At 62.0% G+C, this 21,080-nt stretch carries 23 protein-coding genes; 12 read left to right on the forward strand and 11 right to left on the reverse strand.

The features are described from left to right. The first annotated feature begins 64 nt into the window (after nt 1-64). From ACH79_RS17175 to ACH79_RS17185, 3 genes are all read left to right on the forward strand, one after another. Nucleotides 65-1,564: a glycosyltransferase family 39 protein gene (locus ACH79_RS17175; protein ID WP_161856411.1), complete on the forward strand. Its 1,500-nt coding sequence runs from the start codon at nt 65-67 to the stop codon at nt 1,562-1,564. Between the two features lie 1,174 nt (nt 1,565-2,738). Next, the gene (locus ACH79_RS17180; RefSeq protein ID WP_161856412.1) at nt 2,739-2,933 is read left to right on the forward strand and encodes a hypothetical protein; all 195 of its coding nucleotides are present in this window, start codon (nt 2,739-2,741) and stop codon (nt 2,931-2,933) included. 99 nt (nt 2,934-3,032) lie between these two features. Further along, the gene (locus ACH79_RS17185) at nt 3,033-3,224 is read left to right on the forward strand and encodes a hypothetical protein (protein WP_161852043.1); all 192 of its coding nucleotides are present in this window, start codon (nt 3,033-3,035) and stop codon (nt 3,222-3,224) included. A 283-nt stretch (nt 3,225-3,507) separates the two neighbouring features. Here the strand turns inward: ACH79_RS17185 and ACH79_RS17190 are convergent, their stop codons facing one another. Next, entirely contained in the window at nt 3,508-4,107 is a 600-nt protein-coding gene (locus ACH79_RS17190) for a cysteine dioxygenase family protein (RefSeq protein ID WP_161852044.1), read from the reverse strand. Nucleotides 4,108-4,794: 687 nt separating this feature from the next. Between ACH79_RS17190 and ACH79_RS17195 the strand changes: the two genes are divergently transcribed. After that, a complete protein-coding gene (locus ACH79_RS17195; RefSeq protein WP_161852045.1) occupies nt 4,795-5,265 on the forward strand; it encodes a hypothetical protein in 471 nt (156 codons plus the stop codon). A 206-nt stretch (nt 5,266-5,471) separates the two neighbouring features. Here ACH79_RS17195 and ACH79_RS17200 read toward each other — a convergent pair whose 3' ends face one another. Then, the gene (locus ACH79_RS17200) at nt 5,472-6,044 is read right to left on the reverse strand and encodes a phasin family protein (protein WP_161852046.1); all 573 of its coding nucleotides are present in this window, start codon (nt 6,042-6,044) and stop codon (nt 5,472-5,474) included. Continuing rightward, nucleotides 6,031-6,354, reverse strand: coding sequence for a hypothetical protein (locus tag ACH79_RS17205; protein ID WP_161852047.1), 324 nt, complete (start codon nt 6,352-6,354; stop codon nt 6,031-6,033). Before ACH79_RS17205 ends, ACH79_RS17200 begins: the two co-directional genes overlap by 14 nt. Nucleotides 6,355-6,806: 452 nt before the next feature. Here ACH79_RS17205 and ACH79_RS17210 point away from each other — a divergent pair, with 452 nt between their 5' ends. Next, nucleotides 6,807-7,043, forward strand: coding sequence for a hypothetical protein (locus ACH79_RS17210; RefSeq protein ID WP_161852048.1), 237 nt, complete (start codon nt 6,807-6,809; stop codon nt 7,041-7,043). Nucleotides 7,044-7,169: 126 nt separating this feature from the next. Here the strand turns inward: ACH79_RS17210 and ACH79_RS17215 are convergent, their stop codons facing one another. Beyond that, nucleotides 7,170-8,201 (reverse strand): YcjF family protein, encoded by a 1,032-nt coding sequence (locus ACH79_RS17215; protein ID WP_161852049.1) that lies wholly within the window; start codon nt 8,199-8,201, stop codon nt 7,170-7,172. Beyond that, the gene (locus tag ACH79_RS17220) at nt 8,198-9,661 is read right to left on the reverse strand and encodes a YcjX family protein (protein WP_161852050.1); all 1,464 of its coding nucleotides are present in this window, start codon (nt 9,659-9,661) and stop codon (nt 8,198-8,200) included. The genes ACH79_RS17215 and ACH79_RS17220 overlap by 4 nt, the downstream gene beginning before the upstream one ends. A 309-nt stretch (nt 9,662-9,970) precedes the next feature. Between ACH79_RS17220 and ACH79_RS17225 the strand changes: the two genes are divergently transcribed. Both ACH79_RS17225 and ACH79_RS17230 read left to right on the forward strand, forming a co-directional pair. Continuing rightward, a complete protein-coding gene (locus ACH79_RS17225; protein ID WP_161852051.1) occupies nt 9,971-10,669 on the forward strand; it encodes a hemolysin III family protein in 699 nt (232 codons plus the stop codon). 27 nt (nt 10,670-10,696) lie between these two features. Further along, a complete protein-coding gene (locus tag ACH79_RS17230; protein WP_161852052.1) occupies nt 10,697-11,491 on the forward strand; it encodes an SDR family oxidoreductase in 795 nt (264 codons plus the stop codon). A 47-nt stretch (nt 11,492-11,538) separates the two neighbouring features. Here the strand turns inward: ACH79_RS17230 and ACH79_RS42985 are convergent, their stop codons facing one another. Then, entirely contained in the window at nt 11,539-11,967 is a 429-nt protein-coding gene (locus ACH79_RS42985) for a hypothetical protein (protein ID WP_202639259.1), read from the reverse strand. A gap of 119 nt (nt 11,968-12,086) precedes the next feature. Here ACH79_RS42985 and ACH79_RS17235 point away from each other — a divergent pair, with 119 nt between their 5' ends. Beyond that, nucleotides 12,087-12,695: a hypothetical protein gene (locus tag ACH79_RS17235; RefSeq protein WP_161852053.1), complete on the forward strand. Its 609-nt coding sequence runs from the start codon at nt 12,087-12,089 to the stop codon at nt 12,693-12,695. Here the strand turns inward: ACH79_RS17235 and mdlC are convergent. The 4 genes from mdlC to ACH79_RS17255 form a co-directional block, all read right to left on the reverse strand. Beyond that, nucleotides 12,692-14,320 (reverse strand): benzoylformate decarboxylase, encoded by a 1,629-nt coding sequence (gene mdlC, locus ACH79_RS17240; RefSeq protein ID WP_161852054.1) that lies wholly within the window; start codon nt 14,318-14,320, stop codon nt 12,692-12,694. The two genes, ACH79_RS17235 and mdlC, sit on opposite strands and share 4 nt — an antisense overlap. A 118-nt stretch (nt 14,321-14,438) precedes the next feature. Beyond that, complete coding sequence (locus ACH79_RS17245; RefSeq protein WP_161852055.1) at nt 14,439-15,302, reverse strand: MaoC family dehydratase N-terminal domain-containing protein; 864 nt, start codon at nt 15,300-15,302, stop codon at nt 14,439-14,441. Beyond that, on the reverse strand, nt 15,299-16,426 hold the full coding sequence (locus ACH79_RS17250) for a CaiB/BaiF CoA-transferase family protein (RefSeq protein ID WP_161852056.1): 1,128 nt from the start codon (nt 16,424-16,426) through the stop codon (nt 15,299-15,301). The genes ACH79_RS17245 and ACH79_RS17250 overlap by 4 nt, the downstream gene beginning before the upstream one ends. A gap of 9 nt (nt 16,427-16,435) precedes the next feature. Further along, complete coding sequence (locus ACH79_RS17255; protein ID WP_161852057.1) at nt 16,436-17,602, reverse strand: acyl-CoA dehydrogenase family protein; 1,167 nt, start codon at nt 17,600-17,602, stop codon at nt 16,436-16,438. 127 nt (nt 17,603-17,729) lie between these two features. On the opposite strand from ACH79_RS17255, the gene ACH79_RS17260 reads away from it, so the two are divergent. Then, nucleotides 17,730-18,653, forward strand: coding sequence for a LysR substrate-binding domain-containing protein (locus ACH79_RS17260; RefSeq protein ID WP_161852058.1), 924 nt, complete (start codon nt 17,730-17,732; stop codon nt 18,651-18,653). Between the two features lie 609 nt (nt 18,654-19,262). Here the strand turns inward: ACH79_RS17260 and ACH79_RS17265 are convergent. Beyond that, a complete protein-coding gene (locus ACH79_RS17265; protein ID WP_161852059.1) occupies nt 19,263-19,472 on the reverse strand; it encodes a cold-shock protein in 210 nt (69 codons plus the stop codon). Nucleotides 19,473-19,910: 438 nt separating this feature from the next. Between ACH79_RS17265 and rpsU the strand changes: the two genes are divergently transcribed. From rpsU to ACH79_RS17280, 3 genes are all read left to right on the forward strand, one after another. Next, entirely contained in the window at nt 19,911-20,177 is a 267-nt protein-coding gene (gene rpsU / locus ACH79_RS17270; protein WP_161856413.1) for a 30S ribosomal protein S21, read from the forward strand. A gap of 105 nt (nt 20,178-20,282) precedes the next feature. Next, nucleotides 20,283-20,525 (forward strand): hypothetical protein, encoded by a 243-nt coding sequence (locus tag ACH79_RS17275; RefSeq protein WP_161852060.1) that lies wholly within the window; start codon nt 20,283-20,285, stop codon nt 20,523-20,525. A gap of 36 nt (nt 20,526-20,561) precedes the next feature. Beyond that, entirely contained in the window at nt 20,562-20,927 is a 366-nt protein-coding gene (locus tag ACH79_RS17280; protein WP_161852061.1) for a hypothetical protein, read from the forward strand. Nucleotides 20,928-21,080 lie beyond the last annotated feature (153 nt).

The raw sequence follows: 21,080 nt of genomic DNA on the forward strand, positions 1-21,080 counted from the left end.
CGCGCCGCCGTGGTTTGCAAAGTCCTGGCTTGCCGTGGCGTTGCTGATCGCCGCGTTGACGGCGATGCGGCTGATCTATGCCGGCGTGCTCGATCTGCGGACCGACGAAGCCTATTACTGGAGCTGGTCGAAGGAGAGCGTGCTCTCCTTCCTCGATCATCCGCCCGCCATCGCCTGGCTGATCCGGTTCGGCACTGCGATCTTCGGCGACACCACAACAGGCGTGCGGTTCAGCGGCATCGTCGCGATGCTGGTCACGCAGCTCCTGCTCGCCGACATCGTCCGCCGCGTGACGCATGATATGCGCGCCGTCATCTTCGCGGTGCTGATGCCGGAAGCGGCGCTGTATTACGGACTGTTGATGGCGAAGGTCGCGCCCGACACCGCGATGATCCCGTTTGCGGTCGCCATGCTGTGGTCGCTGGTGCGGCTGCACGAGAGTGGCAACCCGCGCTGGTGGCTTGCCGCGGGGCTGTTCGCAGGGCTTGCGCTGCTCTCGAAATTCACCGCGATCATGCTGCTGCCGGCGGTAGCAGCCTTTGTGCTGGTGCCGGACTGGCGGCGGCGCTGGCTGCTCAGCTCGTATCCGTGGCGGGCGGCGCTGATCGCGGTGATCGTGTTTTCGCCGGTCCTGATCTGGAATGCGCAGCACGATTGGGCATCGTTCCGCTTCCAGTTCGTGCGCGCGGTGGCGGACCGCCAATTCTCGTTGCGCACCGTCGGCGAATTCATCGGCATGCAGTTCGGTCTCGTCGGCTTCGTGCTGCTGCCGGTGGTGCTGTTCGGCGTGACGCTGACGGCCTGGCGCGGCTATCGCACCCGCGAGCCGGTGGCGATCCTGCTCTCGACCGCCGTGCTGGTGCCGTTCCTCTATTTCCTCTGGAAGTCGCTCACGCTGCGCGTCGGCGACACTTGGCCGATGTTCCTGTGGCCCGCCGGCTTTGCCGCCACCGCCATCAACCTCGTCATGCTGTCGAAGGAGGGCGTCTCGGAACGCATGATCAAGTCGACGTTCCGGTGGGCGAGGGTGGCTGTCGTCTCGGGCATCGGCTTCGTAGTCGGCGTGTTCTTCTACTACTTGGCGGCGCCCTGGAACTTGATCGGCCGGACCGATCCGGTCGGCGCCGAAGCGGGCTATGAACAGGTCGTGGTGCGCGCGCGCGAGCAGTTGCGGGCGACCGGCGCGACCTGGATCGCGACATCGGACTATCGCACCTACGCGATGCTGCGCTGGCATTTCAACGGGCAGGTGCCAGTTGTCCAGATCAACGAGCGCGGCAGGTTTCAGGGTTTTCGCGATCCCGGCATGGACCTGATCAAGGATCATCCCGGCCTCTATGTCGGACGCGAGCCGGACCATCGCCTGCCGCTGTGGAATCTGACGACGGCGAAGCGGCAGCCGCTGGAGCGCGTCGAGCGCATCTGGCGCGGGACCGTGATGGATACCTATGCGCTGGAGAAGCTCACCGGTTGGACGCCGGAGCTGGCGCCGCCACCGGATTCGCCGCTGTTCCGCTGGCGCGTGCTGGCGGGGGTTTTGGAGCGAGACGCGGTGGCATCGTAGCTCGCGGGCGCTGCCACAAAACAGGTCGTCATCCCCGCGAAGGCGGGGATCCAGTACGCCGCGGCTTATCGACTCAATCATTGACGTCTCTGGAATACTGGGTCGCCCGGTCAAGCCGGGCGATGACGACTGAGTGTGCGTTTGCGATCTCGCGACATAGGCTGTCCGAGTTGTGAAGGATCTTCCGCCCTCTTTGTCGGAGGGCGCAGGGAAGACCGGGTGCTTGCTGCACCCGAGGTCTCGTGTGCCGTTGCGCATAAGGAAAAACGCACACGAGCATACAGGTACAGCGGAAACACTCCGGCCTTCCCTGCGCAATGGCTTTACGGCTTACTTCGTGCTCTCCCCGGAGAACGGCTCTTTTGCCTCCGTCGCCCCTGAGAAGTTTCGCTTCTCAAGAACTTAACGCCAGCACCGCGGCGTCCGAACCACACGACTTCGCCGTACGCGTACCGCGCGCAACGTCCAGCGCGCCATCTGCGTCCATCGCATCTCACCGCACGTTCGTGACGATCGCGCGCCCCTCATCTTGCCGTGAGACGGGCGGAGTTATGCGACTGATTTGCCCAACCTGTTAAGCGGAATATTTTTTGATTCCGGGCTTGACACAACTTCGGAAAATCAGAAGTGATTTGCCGTCGCGTTTTCTTGCAGCAGTTGGGTGTTGAAATTGCGCTTGGGCGCGACGTCCTACCTATTGGAGCCTTGTTGCGGTTGCGCGGCCGTCGGCCAGCCGGTCATACTCCGCCGCAAATGCGCAGCATGCGCTGTTTCTCTTTTTCGTCGTCCCGGAAAAGCTCGGCCTTGGTGGACCGTTGCTCTGCGACGCGTGCTCAAGAAGCGCCGTCGAAGAATTTTACGCCCTCGATGATGCTTACGCTTCGCCCTCGGAAGCGGACATTGATCCGCGAGCTTCCGTTAAGGGCCAAGACTGGAAGTCGCGGCCGCAGAGCGGTTGCCCGGTCTCTAGGAACGTCAACAAGGCTGGCGCGTTGGATTAGAGCCGCTGATGCGGAAAATCAGCGATGCACTCCCGGCCCGCGAGGCCATCGTCAAACTCGCTGAGGGCGGAGTTACTGCTGTTCGGTGCCGACTGACGACGCAAGGACTGCGAGGCATCATGGCCAACGTCTTGGAGCCCTGGCACCGTTGCAAAGAGCAATATGGAGGGGACATGAGAAACATAGTGAACGAAGCCGGCGAGATCGTCGCCAAGGCAACACGTGACGGCACGTTGGTCGGCGGACACCACCGCATCGCGATGGAGGTTAGCCAAGGTCAAAAGCTGTTCTGGGAAGACACCGGCGGGCCTGTCAATCCTGGGGGCTTCTTCAGGCATCCGGTAAGTTCTTTGCGACATACAGCTTGATGCGCTCGTCGAGCGTCACCTTGAGACCTGTGAGGTTATAATGGCCAAGGTCCCCCGAACACTCCGGCACCGCGGCGCATTCCAACAATGAGCAAGCCCATGAAAGTTAAAGATCTGATAGATGAGCTACAGAAGCTCGATCCGGAGATGCCGGTCGTCGCTTCCAGCCCTGACGGCTTCGATCTCTATGAGCCGACACTTGACTGCGAATGGATCACGATAGACCAGTCCGGTAGTCCGCAGCGCGCCATGTCAGGTGAGGCCGGCGCAGTGCAAGCCCTCCGCCTATAGCTCGGCGGCTAACGACCACAATGCCGCGGTGACGGTCCGATAAGGAGCGCTCGCGACTTCAAAGGCGACCGTACAAGCACAGCCATCTGGTCGCGCTGCGCCCGACGAAGATTTCCGCAATCGATCCGCCGTCAACATGGTGGGCGGGAGAGCGCGGCTAAGACAGTCGGCACTTCGCTCAAAAACGGAAAATCCGGACTAACCTACGGCGCGTTACCCCTGTGACCGGACATCGACCGCCTGACTGGGTAGGTCCGTTTCGTGCCGGAAGCGGAACTCCAACTTATTCGATCTTGATTCGTTTGGTGAGGACCTGCGCCCGCGCGTACTCGTCGTCGGCGACCCTAATCACGTAGGGCTTCTCAAGTTTGTGCTCTACGTCGAACTCGGAGCGGCCCGTGTAGTTGATGTGCCGGCCGTACGTGTGCAGCGACATCGAAATGTCATTTCCAACGTTCCGGACGCTGTGTATGTGTTCAGGATAACAGCGGGCAGTGTCACCAACGGTCATCACTTGTTCACCGCCGCGCTTCAGGTCCGCATAGCCGGGCTTACCACCGTCATCGAGCCGGTCGTAGTTGATCTCTTGTTCTTGGCCTTCAATACCGACCACCACAGCCCAAGTTTTATGGTTGTGCGGGGTAGTGCCGCGGTTAGGCAGCCACGATACCAAGAAAACAGCTAGGTCGTGATTGGGCTCTTCATGGAGCATGTGAACGCCGAAGCCTTGCTCGGCATCGCATTCGCGATATTCGGGGCGGCGCAATTCCGGCGATTGTGCAAATTTCTTGGCGAGGGGTGCGACTAGGTCCGTGATCTCGACTGGATCAGAATGCTGAGCAGTAATCTCCCGCAGGTCGCGCACGTACTGGTCGAGGCTCATTGCATCTACCTCCAAGGTTTAAAGGCGTTGCAATTTTGGGCGAAGTCTACGACGTTCGCGGCGAAACTCAATGTCCACTTTGGGTCCAGTTACAGACCTTTGACGCGCCCCACCGTCCAAGTCCATTTTACCCCTGTGACCGGACATCGACCGCCTGAGCGTCTTCCTACATAGATGTTTCTATCTGCTTACGGTTATCTCGTTTGTAGCATTCTTGGCGGCTATTGGTACGAACTTAGTTCACACGCTTCAGCTCGCAAAGGGACCTCAAAGTCCGCAACCAGAGCTAGGAAAAACCATTCCCTATGACATAGGGCATCGAAGAGCTTAGATCTTGCGCGAAGACGATGTGCGCAATCATGAGCTGGAAGGCTGCAGGATGTGGGCAGCGTTGGCCGCCGCAGGAGAGTAGCGGCTTTGGGCTGCCTTGCGGCCCACTGCATATTATGCTCGCCATCGATCTTTACCCAATACGCACGGGTAGGCGAATCGGTCCTCAAACATGTGAACTCGTTTACAGTCACTTGCGCTCTTTCGGTACATAAGGTGGCTGCGGAGGGCACACGCTATGACCCAACCTGCAAAGCGCATACCCAAATGGCTGACGATTGACGTGCTGGTAATCGTTATATCGCTGGCGATTATCGGGATCGGCATCGGGATCGGGATTGCTCCCTAGCCACGAACATGAACCGGATCGGTTCTGACAGCTACCCGGTACTACCGAAGTTGGTACATCCAGATTGCTGGCTTTCCGAACGGCTCAGTTTTCATAACATCGCGAACAGAGGAGCTCTCTTGTGTGCGCGCTCCGGCGAGAAAACCGCGTTGGCTCAATCCAGCCCCCTGTACCGCAGCCAAGGGCATGTATCTCGTCGGGGCGCGCAAGCAAGAATTGCCTGGCTCAACGCTCCTCGGGACGCTGTGGATGTGACCTGGAAGCGGAACGGCGGTGAATATGCGTGGTCGTTTGTACGGATTAGTCGAGTGTTTGGTATATCAAGCACCAAAGGCCGCTCCCCGGGTTGCATCGGCTGCGAACAGACCGCTGCCAAACGCGACGAGCCAAAAAACGCCTCGACGGGCACGTGGCTTTCCGATGTGGACATTTTCTTACGATCAATCCTCGCGCTGGCAGAAATTCGCGACGGTACCTGAGGAAATTTCGAGCGCGAGGCGCATGGAAAAACCCACAGTCTGCGCCTGGTGAGGCTTCGCTCAACGCTAGCTTGAATTAGATTCCCAGTGAACCACTTCACAATCGCTCTGAATGGAACTCCGCCAGACAACGTGAACCTAACGTCCTTCCCACGTATGCTCCGGGCGATGCGGCCATCCGTTTGCCACAGCGGTAACGCTTGAAGTCATCGTCCCCGCAGAGCTGTGAGCTCTCGGGACGCGTCGATCCCCAAGAAGGGATATCCAGCCACTTCTTTCGAGTACTTTCCGTACATATCGATCCACCTGCGTGTAAATTCTGCAATGATGCCGAAAGCTTCGAATGGTGACCTGATCGTCCCAAGCCTCTGGCTGAATTCAAAAGCAAATTCTATGTTGGCTTGTGTCATTTCCAGAAGCTTCGCTTGATAAGCCTGCACGCTTTCCGTCGCTAACGAAAAATCAAACCCTTTCTTTGGATTGTTATCCCTCATCATCTGACTGCCGCCATCGTGTAGGGCAGCCGCTTTTAAGGCAGCCACCCGATTCTCAACTACGGGATCCATTCTCTCAACTGCGGGATCCTTTTGTTTTGGTTCCTCATGTATCTTAAGGGGCGTTTCAGTAGGGCCTGCGGCGACAGAGCGCAGGGGGACGACAGAGCGCAGAGAGTTGTCCTTCGGGCTTCTAACAACGGCCTGCTTGTTCCGTTGGGCCCGGGCGGCCACTTTCGGGCTTCGGGTGTGCTTCGACGCTGCGGCTGATTTACGCTTGCTCATCTGACGCTCCAAATGGAATGGGTAGGTCGACCACAACGGTCATTTCTGAAAAGACAACAGGCCTTGCGATGTAGCGTTCCAAAGTAGCGTGCCAAACGCGGGATGATGGCACGTTCATGATGTCGATGGCGATTTCAGGTAGCAACGCCCACCAACGAACGTTGAGACTGTTGAATACCTCAGCGCCCTTCGTCGAGATGTGCGGTCTGCTGGGCTTAAGGTGCTGCAGCTTGCAGCCATCGAGGAGAGCGGCCCAAGGAGTGGCTTGCTTCCCCAGGGAATAGCCAAACTGCGTAACCGATTGCATCATGGACGTCGCCGACCGCGGCCCCAACGTCGCCCGCGCGCAAATACCTTGCAGCGCAGCTACGGAACAGTATTCCACCGGATAAATTCGCGGAACGAAACGGCTCGTCCTTCTTTCTGACCTTGGGAGGTGCCCATGACTTCTCATGCCATAGAAGGCGCATGTGCGTTCGCTTGGCGGAACTACTTGCTCCGACACAGCAGTATCAGCGAGAACGATAGCAGGCGTTCCGCCCTCCATCGCTACGTCACCAATCTTCGTGCCACCGGCGAGTATGATTTCGGTCTCCTGCAAATCGCGGCAGTCGCGTACTTGAAAAAACTGGACGAATTGCATGACGACCGAGGTGCGAGACTCGCGGCAGATCAAGCTTTGGCCGAGTGTTTAAAGTCAGGACGTGCGCAAGCCGACACTTAGTTTTTGGACCATACACGGGGGCAGAAGGAGCGAACAGCATGGCAGTCGATACCACTAATTCAAACCGTTCCGCGCGCGAGCCACAGGGACAGCAAATCGGCATGAATTCCTTGAAGCCAATCGTGCACTTTCAGGTCTCAATGCTGAGGATGTGGGCCGCGAGCATCGAGAGGTTCGCGGGCAATTACGAAGAGGCGTTGCAGGAAACCGCGACCCCCGTCGAGGAACAGACAGACAGGCAACGCGCCGCGTCAGCGCGCGGACTGCCTCATTGATCTTAACGCGATCGCGCCGGTCCTCAGCGCCAACTGATTGGCTTGCGTATCTCGGCCGGGATGGTCAGCAGACTACTTAGCGGCTTAGCGCGAGACCAGCACCATGCTCCCTAGCGGAATCGGACCTCACGCCTCGTCGTCGCGCTTGCTCAGGAGATCCTTCGCAAGATCGGAGAGCGCAGGCCGCGGCAGCGCGGTGAACGGCAATGGGCGGGTGACGTCGATGGCGGCCAACCCTAGCCTTGCGGTGAGCAGGCCGTTGAGCACGCCTTCGCCGAGCCGCTGCGAGAGTTTGGCGGCGATGCCGTGGCCGAGCATCTGCTGCACCAGGCTGTCGCCAACCGCCAGGCCGCCGGTGATGGCGAGATGGCCGATGACGTGGCGGAGCAGGCTGAGCATGCCAAGCGTACCGGGACGGCCGCCATAGAGCCGCGCCAGTTGCCGAATCAGGCGCATCGCGGCGACGAATACGAACAGCACGTCGATCAGGGCGCGCGGGCTCACGGCCGTGACCACCGACACGCGCTGTGCCGCGGTCGAGACCAGCCGCCGCGCTTCTTCATCGAGCGGCGCCATCAATTCGCGCTCGGCCAGCTTGATCATGTCGGCGCCGTCGATGATGTCGTCGGCATGACTTGTCAGCGTGGCGCGGGCGCGCGCCAGTCGCGGATTCTGATGCGCGAGCTTGAGCAGATCGTTGACGACGGCGCGGCTCTCGGCGCGGTCGTCGCTGCGCAGCACCTCCGTGGCGCGCAGATGCAGCTTCTCGATCGCCGCCAGCCGCGCCAGCCCGAACGCTTCGCGGCCGATGACGACGGCCAGCGCCAGCCCCGCCGCCACCGCAAATGCCAGCGCGACGTAGCCAAGAGTCTGGCTGCGCGCGAACAGGTCCTCGATCAGGTTGACGATGCCGAGACCTGTGCCGAGCAACACCAGGCCACCGACCGCCGACCAGAACAGCGTGCCCCAGCGAAAGCCGCGGCGCACCGGGATACGGGGCGCATCGATCGGCACGGGCAGCAGCGCGGGATCCGCCTCGGGCGTGATCTGCACCGTGCCGCGGGCGGGGCGGCCGGCCTCGTCCGGATCGATCACGACGACGCCGGGATCGCCGAGCTTGAACGTCGCCGGCCGCCGAGGGGGCGTCTTCTCGCTCATTGCAGTCGGTCTCCGATCAGGAACTGGAGGGCGCGGTCGAGGCGGATGTGAGGCAGCGCGGGCTCTTCCTTGGCGTTGCGTTCCAGCAGCGGCGGCCGGAAGCGCAGGAAGCGGAAATCGGCGTTGTCGTGCAGCGTGCTGGAAAGGCCGCGAAAGCCGCCGTTGAATAGCTCTTCGGGATCGGCAGGCAAGTCGCCCGGAAAGGTCGCAACTTCCGTCTCGCCGTCAAACGTATCGCCATTGGCGGTCTCGCCAGGCGCGGGCGTGCCGAGGATCGACGGCAGCTTCTCCCGGCCGCGCGCGACCATTGCCTCGCGCGTGGCGCGCACCGCGGCGAGCGCAACGACATCAATGGCGGCGCCGGCATATTCGGCGCGATCGGCCGCCTTGGCGACGGCGCGCCGCAAGACGGCTTCCAATCGGTCATGGCTGGACTGGTGCAGATGATCGGCCTTGGTGGCGGCAAACAGGATGCGATCGATCCGGGGGCGAAACAGGCTGCTCAGGATCGTGCTGCGGCCGATGCGGAAGCAATCGAGAATGCCGGCCAGCGCCGCTTCGAGATCGTGCAGCGCTTCGGGGCCGGCATTGAAAGCGGCGAGCGCATCGACCAGCACGATCTGCCGGTCGAGCCGCGCGAAATGATCGCGGAAGAACGGGCGCACCACCACGTCCTTGTAGGCTTCATAGCGTCGCCGCATCATCGCCCACAGCGAGCCGTCGGGCGCCGTGCCGTCGATGGCCACATCGAGCGGCGCGAAGGTCAACGCCGGCGAGCCTGCGAGGTTGCCCGGCATCAGGAAACGGCCGGGCGGCAGCAGGCTCATGGCGAAACGTTCGTCGCGGCAGGCGCGCAAATAGTCGGTGAAGAGCTTTGCGGCGGCGAGCGTCGCCTGTTCGTTTTCGCGGCCTTCCGCGTCCAGCGTCTTCAGGTGCTCATGCCAGGGCGCGGCGAGTTTTACGCGCGGGCCCTCGCGCGACAGCGCGAGGCTCTCGGCCGACCACTGCTCAAAACTCCTGTTGAGCAGCGGCAGGTCGAGCAGCCATTCGCCGGGATAATCGACGATGTCGATGGTGAGCGTGCGGTCCGCGCCGTTCTGCCGCTGGTAGTCGATGACCAGGCGCAATTCGGAAATGTCGACGGTCGAGTTCGGCCAGCGCCGTTCCTCGATCAGGGTGCGGACGTGGCTTTCATAGGCGAAGCGCGGCACCGCGTCGTCCGGCTGCGGCTCGAGCCGGGCGCGGGCGATCCGGCCCGTCGCATACGGCTCGAATACCGGAAACCTGCCGCCGCGGGTCAGGCCGTGGATCAGCGCCGTGATGAACACGGTCTTGCCGGCGCGCGAAAGGCCGGTGACGCCGAGCCGCACGGTGGGATGGAAAAAGCTGTCGCCGTAATCCAGCAGCGCCCGTGCCGACAGGCGCGCTTCCTCGACGATCTCTGAAAAACTGGGAGGCATGCGGGTGGAGGACTCGGTGCAAAATGCGCTTGGTGGGCGATGTTCAGGAAAGTGGCGACTGAAGAGGTAAAATCAAGCTCTCGTGATCGCCTGACGACCGGATCCTCAGGGATCGCGGAGCGTCTTCTGGCAGCACGAAAATGCCACGTCGATGGGGTAGGCGATGGTCCGCCGGAACTTGTCATCGGGGCGCGCGTTCGTGTGACCGCCGACGGATGATGGCGGCGTTCGGGCCCGTCGGCTTGAACGCTTCGTTGATCTCGGAAGACCCATGTCCTATCGCTCCTTCACCAGCTTTGACGGGCCTGCATGACCATCTTCAGATTGAAACAATTCGCCTCGACATCCCTCCATGCTGCGGCCGATGCCATGCACTGGAACTACGACCGTGCCGAACTGATCGCCGATGGCGTCGTGCATATCCTCGGCATCTCGCTCGGGCTTGTCGCCGCCACCGCGTTGATCGTGCTGACCGCGATCTATGCCAGCGCATTCGAGGTTGCCGTGGTATCCATCTACGTCGCGGGCCTGCTGGCGATGCTGACCTTGTCCGCGGTCTACAATCTCTGGCCGGTGTCGCGCGCCAAATGGGTGCTGCGCCGTTTCGACCATTCGGCGATCTATCTCTTGATCGCCGCCACCTATACGCCGTTCATCGTGCAGCTCCGGGAAAGCTATCTCGCGATCGCGCTGCTTACCGGGGTGTGGTGCGCCGCGATCGCCGGCGTGGTGCTGAAGCTGGCGCTGCCGGGGCGCTACGATCGCCTGGCGGTCGGGCTCTATCTCGCGCTCGGCTGGAGCGGCGTTACGCTATACGACGCCGTGGTGAAGGCGGTGCCGCCGCTGGCGCTGGGCTTCGTGGTGGCGGGTGGCGTGCTCTATAGCCTTGGCGTGATCTTCCATGCCTGGCAGCGCCTGCGTTTCCAGAACGCGATCTGGCATGGCTTCGTCTTGCTCGGCGCCGCCTGCCATTATACGGCTATTCTCGATATGATGATCCTGACCTAGGATCATAACAAACGGGAGAGAGCGCTCATGCAGGTGACAGGCAAAGTCGTGGTCGTCACCGGCGGCGGCAATGGCATCGGCCGGGCGATGTGCGAAGCCTTTCACCGCGAAGGCGCGGCCAAGGTGGTGGTCGTCGATATCGATCCTGCCGCCGCGCGGGCCGTCGCCACGCCGATCGGCGGAGCCGCCTTCAAATGCGATGTCGGAAAGGAGAAGGACGTCCTTCACGTCATCGAGGAGACCGAGCATCAATTCGGCCCGATTGCGCTGTTCTGCTCCAATGCCGGCATCGGTGGCGGCTTCGATCCGCTGTCGGTCAATGCCGGCGGAACCTCCGACGAACCCTGGTCGCGGAGCTGGGCTGTCCATGTCATGGCCCATGTCTATGCGGCGCGGCATCTGATCCCGCGCATGAAGGCGCGCGGCGGCGGCTATTTCCTCAACACGATCTCGGCGGCGGGATTGCTGTCGCAGGTCGGCAGCCCGGCCTATTCGACCACCAAGCATGCGGCCGTGGGCTTCGCCGAAAACCTTGCGATCTCGCACAAAGCCGACAACATCAAGGTTTCGATCCTGTGCCCGCAGGGCGTCGACACCAACATGCTGCGCTCGATCCCGAAAGGCCCGCAATCCGGCGACGGCGATCTCGCGCCGGAACAGGTGGCGCAGGACGTGCTGAAGGGGCTGGAAGCGGAAACCTTCGTAATCCTGCCGCACCCGCAGGTGCTCGGCTACATGCGCAAGAAAACCGAGAACTACGACCGCTGGATCGCGGGCATGGCGAAGATCCAGGCGAAAATGCGGGAGAGCTACGGTAAATAACTTAGCGAGAAGGGCGGCCTTATCGGCCGCCTTTCCCGATTACGTCGCTACTGGCACCTGTGCATCAGGCCGTCATCGAGGCGGACCATAGTGCCGGGCTGGCAGATGATGCCGTTGCGTGCCGCGTAGTCCTGGCTCCATACGCCGGGGCCGCCGTAATAGGCGGGGCCGCTATATACGCTCGGGCCGCCGTAATAGGCGTAGGGACCACCGCCGCCGTAGTAGGCGGCGGTCGCTCCGGCTGCGACAGCACCAGCCGCGACGGCGCCGGCGCCCACCGCGGCGACACCGGCCGCGGTCCGCCGCGCCTGCCGCCGGGTAACGCCCGGGGTGTATGGATCAGCCATCTGTGCCTGCGCGGGCTCGATAGACAGCAGCAAAGCGCCCTTTTGTTCGGTCCAGCCAACGGAGAGCATGGTTGTGCATGCGAAGACGGAGACCGCCAGGGCAGCTTTTCCGAGACTTGTCTTACTCATGACATTCACTCCACGGTTGCCCCATGCCAAATTTTCGTGCGAGCGTAGAGTGCCGTCAAGTAAACGCCGCGTGCGAACTGACTGACGAAGTGTTGAGCCTTTGAATCAAATGGGGTTCCATGAGCTGGCGTGTCTGGCCATTCGGAAAAGCTCCGGCGACGCTGCCGGATGCTCCGCACGCGCTGCTGGCTGACATCGAGAAGGGCAAGCGGTATCTCGACGAGGTCGACAACGGGAAATGGGTCTATCCCGCGTGCAAGCGGACCGCGTCGGATGCTGGAGCCGACAAGGGGGAGGTCTGCAACCATACGCGGCTGGAAGCCATGCGCTATCTGCTGACGGTCCCCAGGGGTGAATTCAGGCTGCTTGCCGAGCCGGATTCACAAGCGGCGATACTGGAGGCCTATCTGCGTCAGTTGCCGCACGATGAAACGGTGATCGAATTCACCGGCAATACGATGAGCGATCTGGCGATCGCCGTCGTCGCCGGATTCAACTGGCTCACTCATTGTGCCAGTCTGGCCGGCGCCGACCGCCGAAAATTTTCAGGCACGCTCAATCGCTTCCGCAAGGTCGCGGTGTCGGCGCAGAAATGGTGGGAGATGGAGGGCGCGAAAGCGCGCTACGCGCAGATGCTGCAGGCGCAGCAGGAACCGCCCCTGTTCTTGAATCTGGTCTGGGCGGACTATGGGCGGCTTGCGGGCGAAATCGCCGCGGCGCGGGCCTAGCCCTTCTGCGCGTAGAGCAGCGGCACGGCCGAATCCACCAGCACCTCGATCAGGCTGACGCCGTCATATGCGAGCCCGGTCTTCAGCGCGCCCGCGAGTTCGGATGATTTTGTCACCCGCGCGGCGTGGCAGCCCATGCCTTCGGCGAGCTTGACGAAATCGATGCCGGGCAGCTCCAGCCCCGGCACATTGCGCACCTGCATCACCTGGCTGAACGAACGCATCGCGCCGTAGCCGGCGTTGTTGATCACGACGACCGTCAGCGGCAAATTGCGGCGCGCGGCGGTCCATAGCGCCTGGATCGAATACATCGCCGAGCCGTCGCCGATCAGGCAGACGGTGCGCACGCCCGGCCGCCCCAGCGCCATGCCGACCGCGGCGGGCAGGCTGTAGCCGAGGCCGCCGCTCGCCATGGTGTAAAAACTGTCCTGGCCGCGCATCGGCATGAATTTTTGCATCGCCGGGCGATGCGAGGGCGCTTCCTCCACCAGCACCGCATTGTCGGGCATGGCTTGCGAAAGCGAGTGCAACAGGAATTCGACCGGCAGCGGATCGGCGGCCGTCGGCGCCGGCGGCAGCACGCGGCCCGCAGCAATCGCACGCGTCGTCTCGGGCAGCAGGTCGAGCAGCATCGCGAGCGCCGGCTTCATGGTGGCGACGATGCTGGTGCCCGATGGCGTGACGGCGGCGGCGTCCGCGTCGTCGGTGATCTGGTAGATCGTGGTGCCGCCGTCGAAGATCGCGGCGTGGCCCTCGACATGGAAGGTGAAGACCGGCGCGCCGATCACGACCACGAGGTCGTGGCCACGCAGCGTGTCCGATAGCTGTCCGGGCGATGCGTGCAGGAAGCCGGCGAATTGCGGATGCCGTTCCGGGAACGAGCAGCGCGCCGAAAACGGGCTGGCCCAGACGGCGGCCTTGGTCTTCTCAGCGACCCGCACCATCAGCTCGACCGCTTCGGCGCGGTCGACGGCCGGGCCGACGACGAGGGCCGGGCGCTTGCTGGCGATGAGCGCATTTGCCAGCGCCTTCATGCTTTCCGGATCAGGGCCGAGCTCGCGGCTGACGTGGCGGGCCTCGACCGGTTGCGCCGGTCGCGTCCAATCGTCGATCGGGATCGAGACGAAGGTCGGCCCGCAGGGCGGCTGCATCGCCACATAATAGGCGCGCGCGATCGCGGCCGGCACGTCTTCCGCGCGCGCCGGCTCGACACTGTATTTGACGTAAGGCCGCGGAAATTCGGAAGCGCGCTCGGCATAGAGAAAGGCCTGCAGCGGCAGGATCGAGCGCGCCTGCTGGCCGGCGGTGATGACGAGCGGCGTCTGGTTGCGGTGGGCGGTGTAGATATTGCCGAGTGCATTGCCGACGCCGGCGCCGGAATGCAGATTGACAAAGCCGGCGTTGCGGGTCGCCTGCGCATAACCATCGGCCATGCCGACGCAGGAGGCCTCCTGCAGGCCGAGCACGTAGTCGATGTCGTCGGGCCAGTCGCTGAGGAACGGCAGTTCGGTCGAGCCGGGATTGCCGAACACGCGCTTGATGCCGAACGCGCGGAGCAGGCCGAAGGTGGCGTCCTTGACGGTGAGCGAGGCGGCGGCGGATTTCGCTGGTTTGCGGGACGACATGAGATGAATCCCCAGAGCTGGCTCCGTCATTCCGGGATGGTGCGTTAGCACCAGACCCGGAATCTCGAGATTCCGGGTCCGATGCTTCGCATCGTCCCGGAATGACTACCTCAAACTACTACCAAACAGCCGTGCCCTTCATCGTCGGCTGTCCCTCGGCATTGGCGATCCACAGCTCCATGCCGGCGTTGGTCTCGTTGGCGTTGATCGAGAATTCGCTGCCTTCGAACAGCGGCTGCACGCCGCGATAGCTGAACTTCTTCGGCGCCGAGTCGCCGTGAAGTTTTGCGGCGAATTCGACGATCAGCGCGGCCTGCAAGGGACCGTGGAAGATCAGGCCGGGATAGCCCTCGACCTTGGTGACGTAGTCGCGGTCGTAATGGATGCGGTGGCCGTTGAAGGTCAGCGCCGAATAGCGAAACAGCAGCACGGGATCGCTGACATGGCTTTCGCGATGCCTGGCGACCGGCGGCGGCGGAGGGGCTTTCGGCGGTGAAGCAGGCGCTGTGCCACCGATGTCGCGGTAGACGATATCCTGCCGCTCGCGGATGGCAACCCCGCGCGCCGTCGTGACCGTGTGCTCGACGGAGACGAAGCATAGCGTGCCGGTCGAGCCCGTCTTCACCGTCACATCAGCGATCCGCGAGGTCCGCGTCGCTTCATCGCCGACGCGTAAGGGCGCGAGGAATTCGATTTCGCCGCCGGCCCACATCCGGCGCGGCAGCGGCACCGGCGGCAGGAAGCCGCCGCGCGTTGGATGCCCGTCGGGGCCGAGCTGCGACATCGGAAACACCGGCTGCGCCAGGCACCAATGCGTGGTCCACGGCGCGGCGTCGCCCGCCTTGGGCTCGCCGATGTCCTGAAACAGGGTTGAGCGCAGGCCCTTCACGAGTTGCGCAGTGACGATGTCGGACGCTTCCGTGCTGCGGCCGATCCATTGGCGCAGATGGTCGAGATCGAGTTTTGTTGCGGCTTCGGTCATGACTTCAGGCTTTTGATACGGGCTGCGGGAAGTTCAACGTGGTCGCCGATGGCGGGCACGGGGCCATAGTGCCGTTCTTCACCGACGAAGATCGCAGCGGGTGCGGCATAACTCACCTTGCCCTTGGGGGTATCGACCTCGATGCGGCGCAGATGCGGGTGCACGGCGAGGTCGGCCATGGTGTTCACTTCCGCAAACGCGATGTCGGCGTCGTCGAGGCGCTTGAGCAATTCGACGCGATTCATCGAGGCAAAGGCGTCGGCTACCGTCTTGTCGGTGAGCTGCCGGTTGCGCACGCGCTCGACCATGTTGGCAAAGCGCGGATCGTTGGGCAGGTCGGGCTGATCCAGCACCTCGGCGCAGAGCTTCTTCCATTCGCGCTCGCTCTGGATCGAGATCAAGATGCCCTTGCCGTCCCTGGAATTGAACACGCCATAGGGCGCGATCGAGGGGTGGGCCAGCGCCATCCGCTTCGGCGGATTGCCGGCCTCCGAATTGATCAGCGGCACCGCCATCCAGTCGGCCATCACGTCGAACATCGAGATCCTGATATCGGCGCCCCGGCCTGTGCGTCCCCGCGCGATCAAGGCTTCGAGGATCGCAGCATGCGCGGTGGCGCCGGTGGCGATATCGACGACGGAGATGCCGACGCGGGACGGGCCTTCGGGGCCGCCAGTGATCGAGGCAAGCCCGCTCTCGGCCTGGATCAGGAGATCGTAAGCCTTGCGTTCGGCATAGGGGCCTTCGTCGCCATAGCCCGATATGGTGCAGCAGATCAGCGCCGGGTAATCCTTCTTCAGCCGTTCCAGCGAGAAGCCGAGCTTGTCCATCGAGCCGGGTTTAAGGTTCTGCAGCAACACGTCGGCGCTTGCGATCAGCTGTTCGAGCGCGGCGCGGCCGTCCCTGGTGGCGAGGTCGATCACTTGCGAATTCTTGCCGCGGTTGAGCCAGACAAAATAGCTGCTCTGGCCTTTTGCCGCGGCGTCATAGCCGCGCGCGAAATCGCCCTCGGGGCGTTCGACCTTGACGACATGTGCGCCGGCATCCGCCAATCGTGAACTACAGAATGGCGCTGCGACAGCCTGTTCGACGGAGACGACGATCAATCCTTCCAATGGCAGCATCTGACGTTCTCAGTAAGAGCGGGGTAGGCCAAGCACATGCTCGGCGACGTAGGACAGGATCAGGTTGGTCGAAATCGGCGCGACTTGATACAGCCGGGTTTCGCGGAACTTGCGCTCGACGTCGTATTCCTCGGCAAAGCCGAAACCGCCATGGGTCTGCACGCAGGCGTTGGCCGCTTCCCAGGAGGCATCCGCCGCCAGCATCTTCGCCATGTTGGCTTCCGCGCCGCAATCGAGGCCAGCCTCATATTTACGGGTAGCTTCCTTCACCATCAGTTCGGCGGCGCGCATCGCGGCGTAGGCCTTTGCGATCGGGAACTGAATGCCCTGGTTCTGGCCGATCGGGCGGCCGAACACGGCGCGCTCCTTGGCATAGCCGGTGGCCTTGGCGATGAACCATTTGGCGTCGCCGATGCATTCTGCTGCAATGAGAATGCGCTCAGCGTTCATGCCGGAGAGAATATAGCGAAAGCCTTTGCCCTCGTCGCCGATCAGGTTCTCGGCCGGCACCCGCATGTCCGTGAAGAACACTTCGGTCGTGGCGTGGTTCATCATGGTGCGGATCGGGCGGATCTCCAGACCCTTGCCCTTGACCTCGCGCATGTCGACGATGAAGACGGAAAGCCCATCGGTGCGTTTCTTCGCCTGCTCCTTCGGCGTGGTGCGCGCCAGCAGGATCATCAGGTCGGAATGTTCGGCGCGGCTGGTCCAGATCTTCTGGCCGTTGACGACGTAGTGGTCGCCATCACGCTTGGCGACGGTCTTCAGCGAAGAGGTGTCGGTACCGCTGGTCGGCTCGGTGACGCCGAACGCCTGCAGCCGCAATTTGCCGCTGGCGATGCCGGGCAGGTATTTCGCCTTCTGGGCGTCGTTGCCGTGCCGCAGCACGGTGCCCATCGTGTACATCTGGGCGTGGCAGCCGCCGCCGTTGCATCCGGCGCGCTGGATCTCTTCCAGGATCGCGGCGGCGGCCGAGAGTTTCAGCCCGGAGCCGCCATACTCCTCGGGGATCAGGACCGAGAGGTAGCCGGCTTCGGTCAGCGCATCGACGAACTCCTTCGGATACGCCATCTGGCGGTCGAGCTTGCGCCAGTATTCGCCGGGAAACTGGGCGCAGAGCTTGGCGACGGCGTCGCGGATGTCGTGGAATTCGTCCTGTTGTTCTTGTGCGGTCATTGGTTTTTCTGGCGATGGATGGTGGGTGATGTCAATTGCTTAGGAAGCGGGCCGTTGTGAAACGATCGCCGGTCTCCTATGCTGAATTGTTATAGCGTGTGAACCTGCCTTCGAAGATTGGCAAGCGATGGATATCAGGCAGCTCAGGACCTTCAGTTGCGTGGCCGAGCTCGGCAGCCTCAGCAAGGCCTCCGATACGCTGCGGGTGGCACAGCCGGCGCTGAGCCGGCAGATCAAGCTGCTTGAACATGAATTGCGGGCCGAGCTGTTCACGCGGAACGGCCGCGGCATGGTGCTGACCGACGCCGGCCGGCTTCTGCTCGCGCGAACCTCCGGCATCGTCCGGCAGATCGACCAGGTGCGAGACGAGATCCAGTCCGCCGGCGGCCCGCCCTCGGGCCGCGTGGTGCTTGGCCTCGTGCCGACCGTGAGCTGCGTGATTTCGGCGCGGCTCGCCCGGCGCACAGTCGACACCTATCCGGGCATTTCGCTCTGCATCGTCGAAAGCTACAGCGGCCATCTGACGGAATGGCTGCACCGCGGCGAAATGGATCTGGCGCTGATCTACGGGCCGTCGAGCGATCTGCATCTTGCCGTGCAAAGCCTCGGCCGCGATCCCATCGTCGCTGTCGGGCCGCGTGGCAGCGGCCTTTCGAAAAAGAAGCAGGTCGATATCGGCTGGCTGTTGAAACAGCGCCTGGTGCTGCCCAGTCATTCGCACGGGCTCCGGGCGCTGATCGAGCAGGCGGCGGCGAAGAAGAAGCTGAAGCTCGACGTCAAGCTGGAAGCGGATTCGTTCCGAGTGCTGACCAGTCTCGTCGAGGAAGGCCTGGGATATACCCTGTTGCCACCTTCTTCGGTGCGCAATGAGGTCGCCAACGGCCGGCTGGAAACCGCGGCGATATCAAAACCGTCGCCGATGCGCGAACTGACCCTTGCGTCTCCCATCGATCATCCCGGCTCGACTGCGATTGCGCTAGTCACCGAATTGCTTCGCGACGAGCTGATCGCCTGCCGCGAAGAGGGCCTCTGGGACATCAAGCTCGCCTGAGCCGACGCCGGGCCGCAGCGATTGGCTTAGAGCAAAACGGCCAGGGGCGGCATTCTCATCTGGTTACTTCTGTCATGCCGCAATTGTATAGGGGGCGGGGCCGGCTTGCCGGACGATGGTGCTGGCCTTTAACCGAGGACTTCGCGTCCCAGGCCCGCAAGCTTCTCGATGATATTCAAGGGAGCGCATGCTCGTTTAGCGGCATGTCTGGTAATGTCCCCAGCGGATAGCGGAGAAGGCACTCACGCGACGGGACGACGGCGCGGTCTTGAGGTCGGTTGCCTCTTCCTGCTTTTCACCGCCAATGCGCCGTGTTGATCAGGTAGGGCTTCGCGCCTTGCGTCTGCAGCTTCCCTCAAAGCTCGCAGGCGCGCCATGTTTTCGCGAACGGCAACAGCCCGCCGCTCGACATCCGCCATGGCCTGCTTTCCTTGTTCGGCTGCAATCCGTTGACGGTGCGTTCTTGCGATGCTTTCAGGGGAGGGTTCGCCAGGTTTCCTGCCAGCCATGCGCTTGCCTTCCCACTCCAATGACAATAACCCGCTCAACCCCTAGAGTTGAGCGGGCATGACGCCTTTCCAGTACATCCGTGGAAAGGCGCGGCCGGCTTTAGGCCAGCGAAAGATTTTCCGCGCTTACCTTACCCCGCATCGGGTCGGTCTTGATCTCGAATGTGACCTTCTGGCCCTCGGCCAACCCGGCAAGTCCGGCGCGCTCGACCGCGCTGATGTGCACGAAGACATCAGTGCCGCCGTCGTTCGGCTGGATGAACCCGAAGCCTTTTTGGCCGTTGAACCATTTCACAGTACCTGTCGTCATTTCTCTCTCCAAAGCGCAAGCATGTCGCGCAACCATCATGCGAACCAATTCAACGTCGTCGATGTCTTTGGAAAAGGAGCCCGCGGGCGCGATCAACAAGGCACGGCGGCTAATCGAATAGTGGCAATGTATACAACTATTGCGATTTTTCAAGGGGCGGGAACAACTTATTTGCGAGGCATCTAAGCAGGTTAATCTCGCTTTCTCGAGCTTCGACGGATTGGATTGCGGATGGCGAGTTCCGGTTGACACTCTCGGCCCGGAGTGGTCACGTTCTATGACCAAAGCGCTCGTCGCACTGGGATAGCCCCGGTGCTTCGGATCGGTGAAGCAATCGCCGACGCGGTCATCCTCACATCGCCGTTCATCGAAGTTCCTGTGCAATTGGCTGGCAGCAGGACCGGTCCTGCTTACCAGCCCAAACGCGAGGATCGACTCATGCAAGTAATCGTCCGCGACAACAATATCGAGCAAGCCCTGCGCGTGCTGAAGAAGAAGATGCAGCGCGAGGGAGTATTCAGGGAAATGCGTAGGCGCCGATGTTACGAGAAGCCGTCAGAGGAGGCTGCAAGAAAGAAATCCGACGCTGTACGCCGGATGCGTAAGCTTGCGCGAAAGCAGGCGATCCGGGATGGTTTGATCGCGGCCCCGCCGGCGAAAAAGAAGGAAATCAAGCAGCCAGTTCCTTCTACGACAAAGTCATGACAGGAACATTAGAAGGCTCGATCGCTTGTCTGCTATCGCATGCGCGACACGCAGGAGGCGCGCCAAGATAAACGCCTGCCGGCTCCCAATAGAAGGAGAGCCCTCATGATCCGCGACTACTTTGACATAAGGGATGGCGACACTCTCTACGCGGATGAAGAGGGGTTGGAGCTGGACGATCAAACGGCGGCTGAGGTCGAGGCCGCGAATGTTCTTGCTGGTTTGGCGAGGGATCTCTCTCCGCAGGGCGAGCGGAATCACATGGCTATCGAAGTTCACACCAGCGCCGGAACAATTTTCCAGGCAGCATTCATCTTCGAGAGCGCTCAGCCTAAGGAACAGCATTAGTACAAGTCCGTTGTCTTGCTCTTGGATCACTACATCATGTCGATACCAACTAAAGCAAGGAAGCGGGAGCGAACCGCAACAGCACGCGATCCGATGATGGGATTTCGCGCAGCCCCCGTCCTGCGAGCATCCATTGTGAGATGGGCCGAGAACCAACCCGATAAGCCTACTCTTTCAGAGGCAACGCGCCGTCTGGTTGAACTTGGCCTGGACGTAAAGGTAAAAAGCCGGTTATCGGGCAAAGATCAGAAATTGCGGGCTCGGGAATTGGCTGCCAATGCAATCGATCGCGTCGCTGATTCAAAAGCATCTGCGGAGGATCAGGCAGACCGTAAGCGCCGGCTAATTAAGGGGCCGCAAGAGTTCCGTGAGGCCCGCGTTGATCGTGCTAAGAAGAAGTGATTGCAATGGACGAAAGAATTCCAGCAGCCATGGCCAGTACGCTGCTTCTATCCGGGCAAATGCAATTACGATTTGGGCCGGCAGTATTTCGATGTGTGATTGACTGAGCGGGCAGACGTAGAGCTCGAGTCGTACCATCCTGTGTCGAGATGG

Origin of the sequence: Bradyrhizobium sp. CCBAU 051011 (assembly GCF_009930815.1) — a bacterium.
Classification (GTDB): domain Bacteria; phylum Pseudomonadota; class Alphaproteobacteria; order Rhizobiales; family Xanthobacteraceae; genus Bradyrhizobium.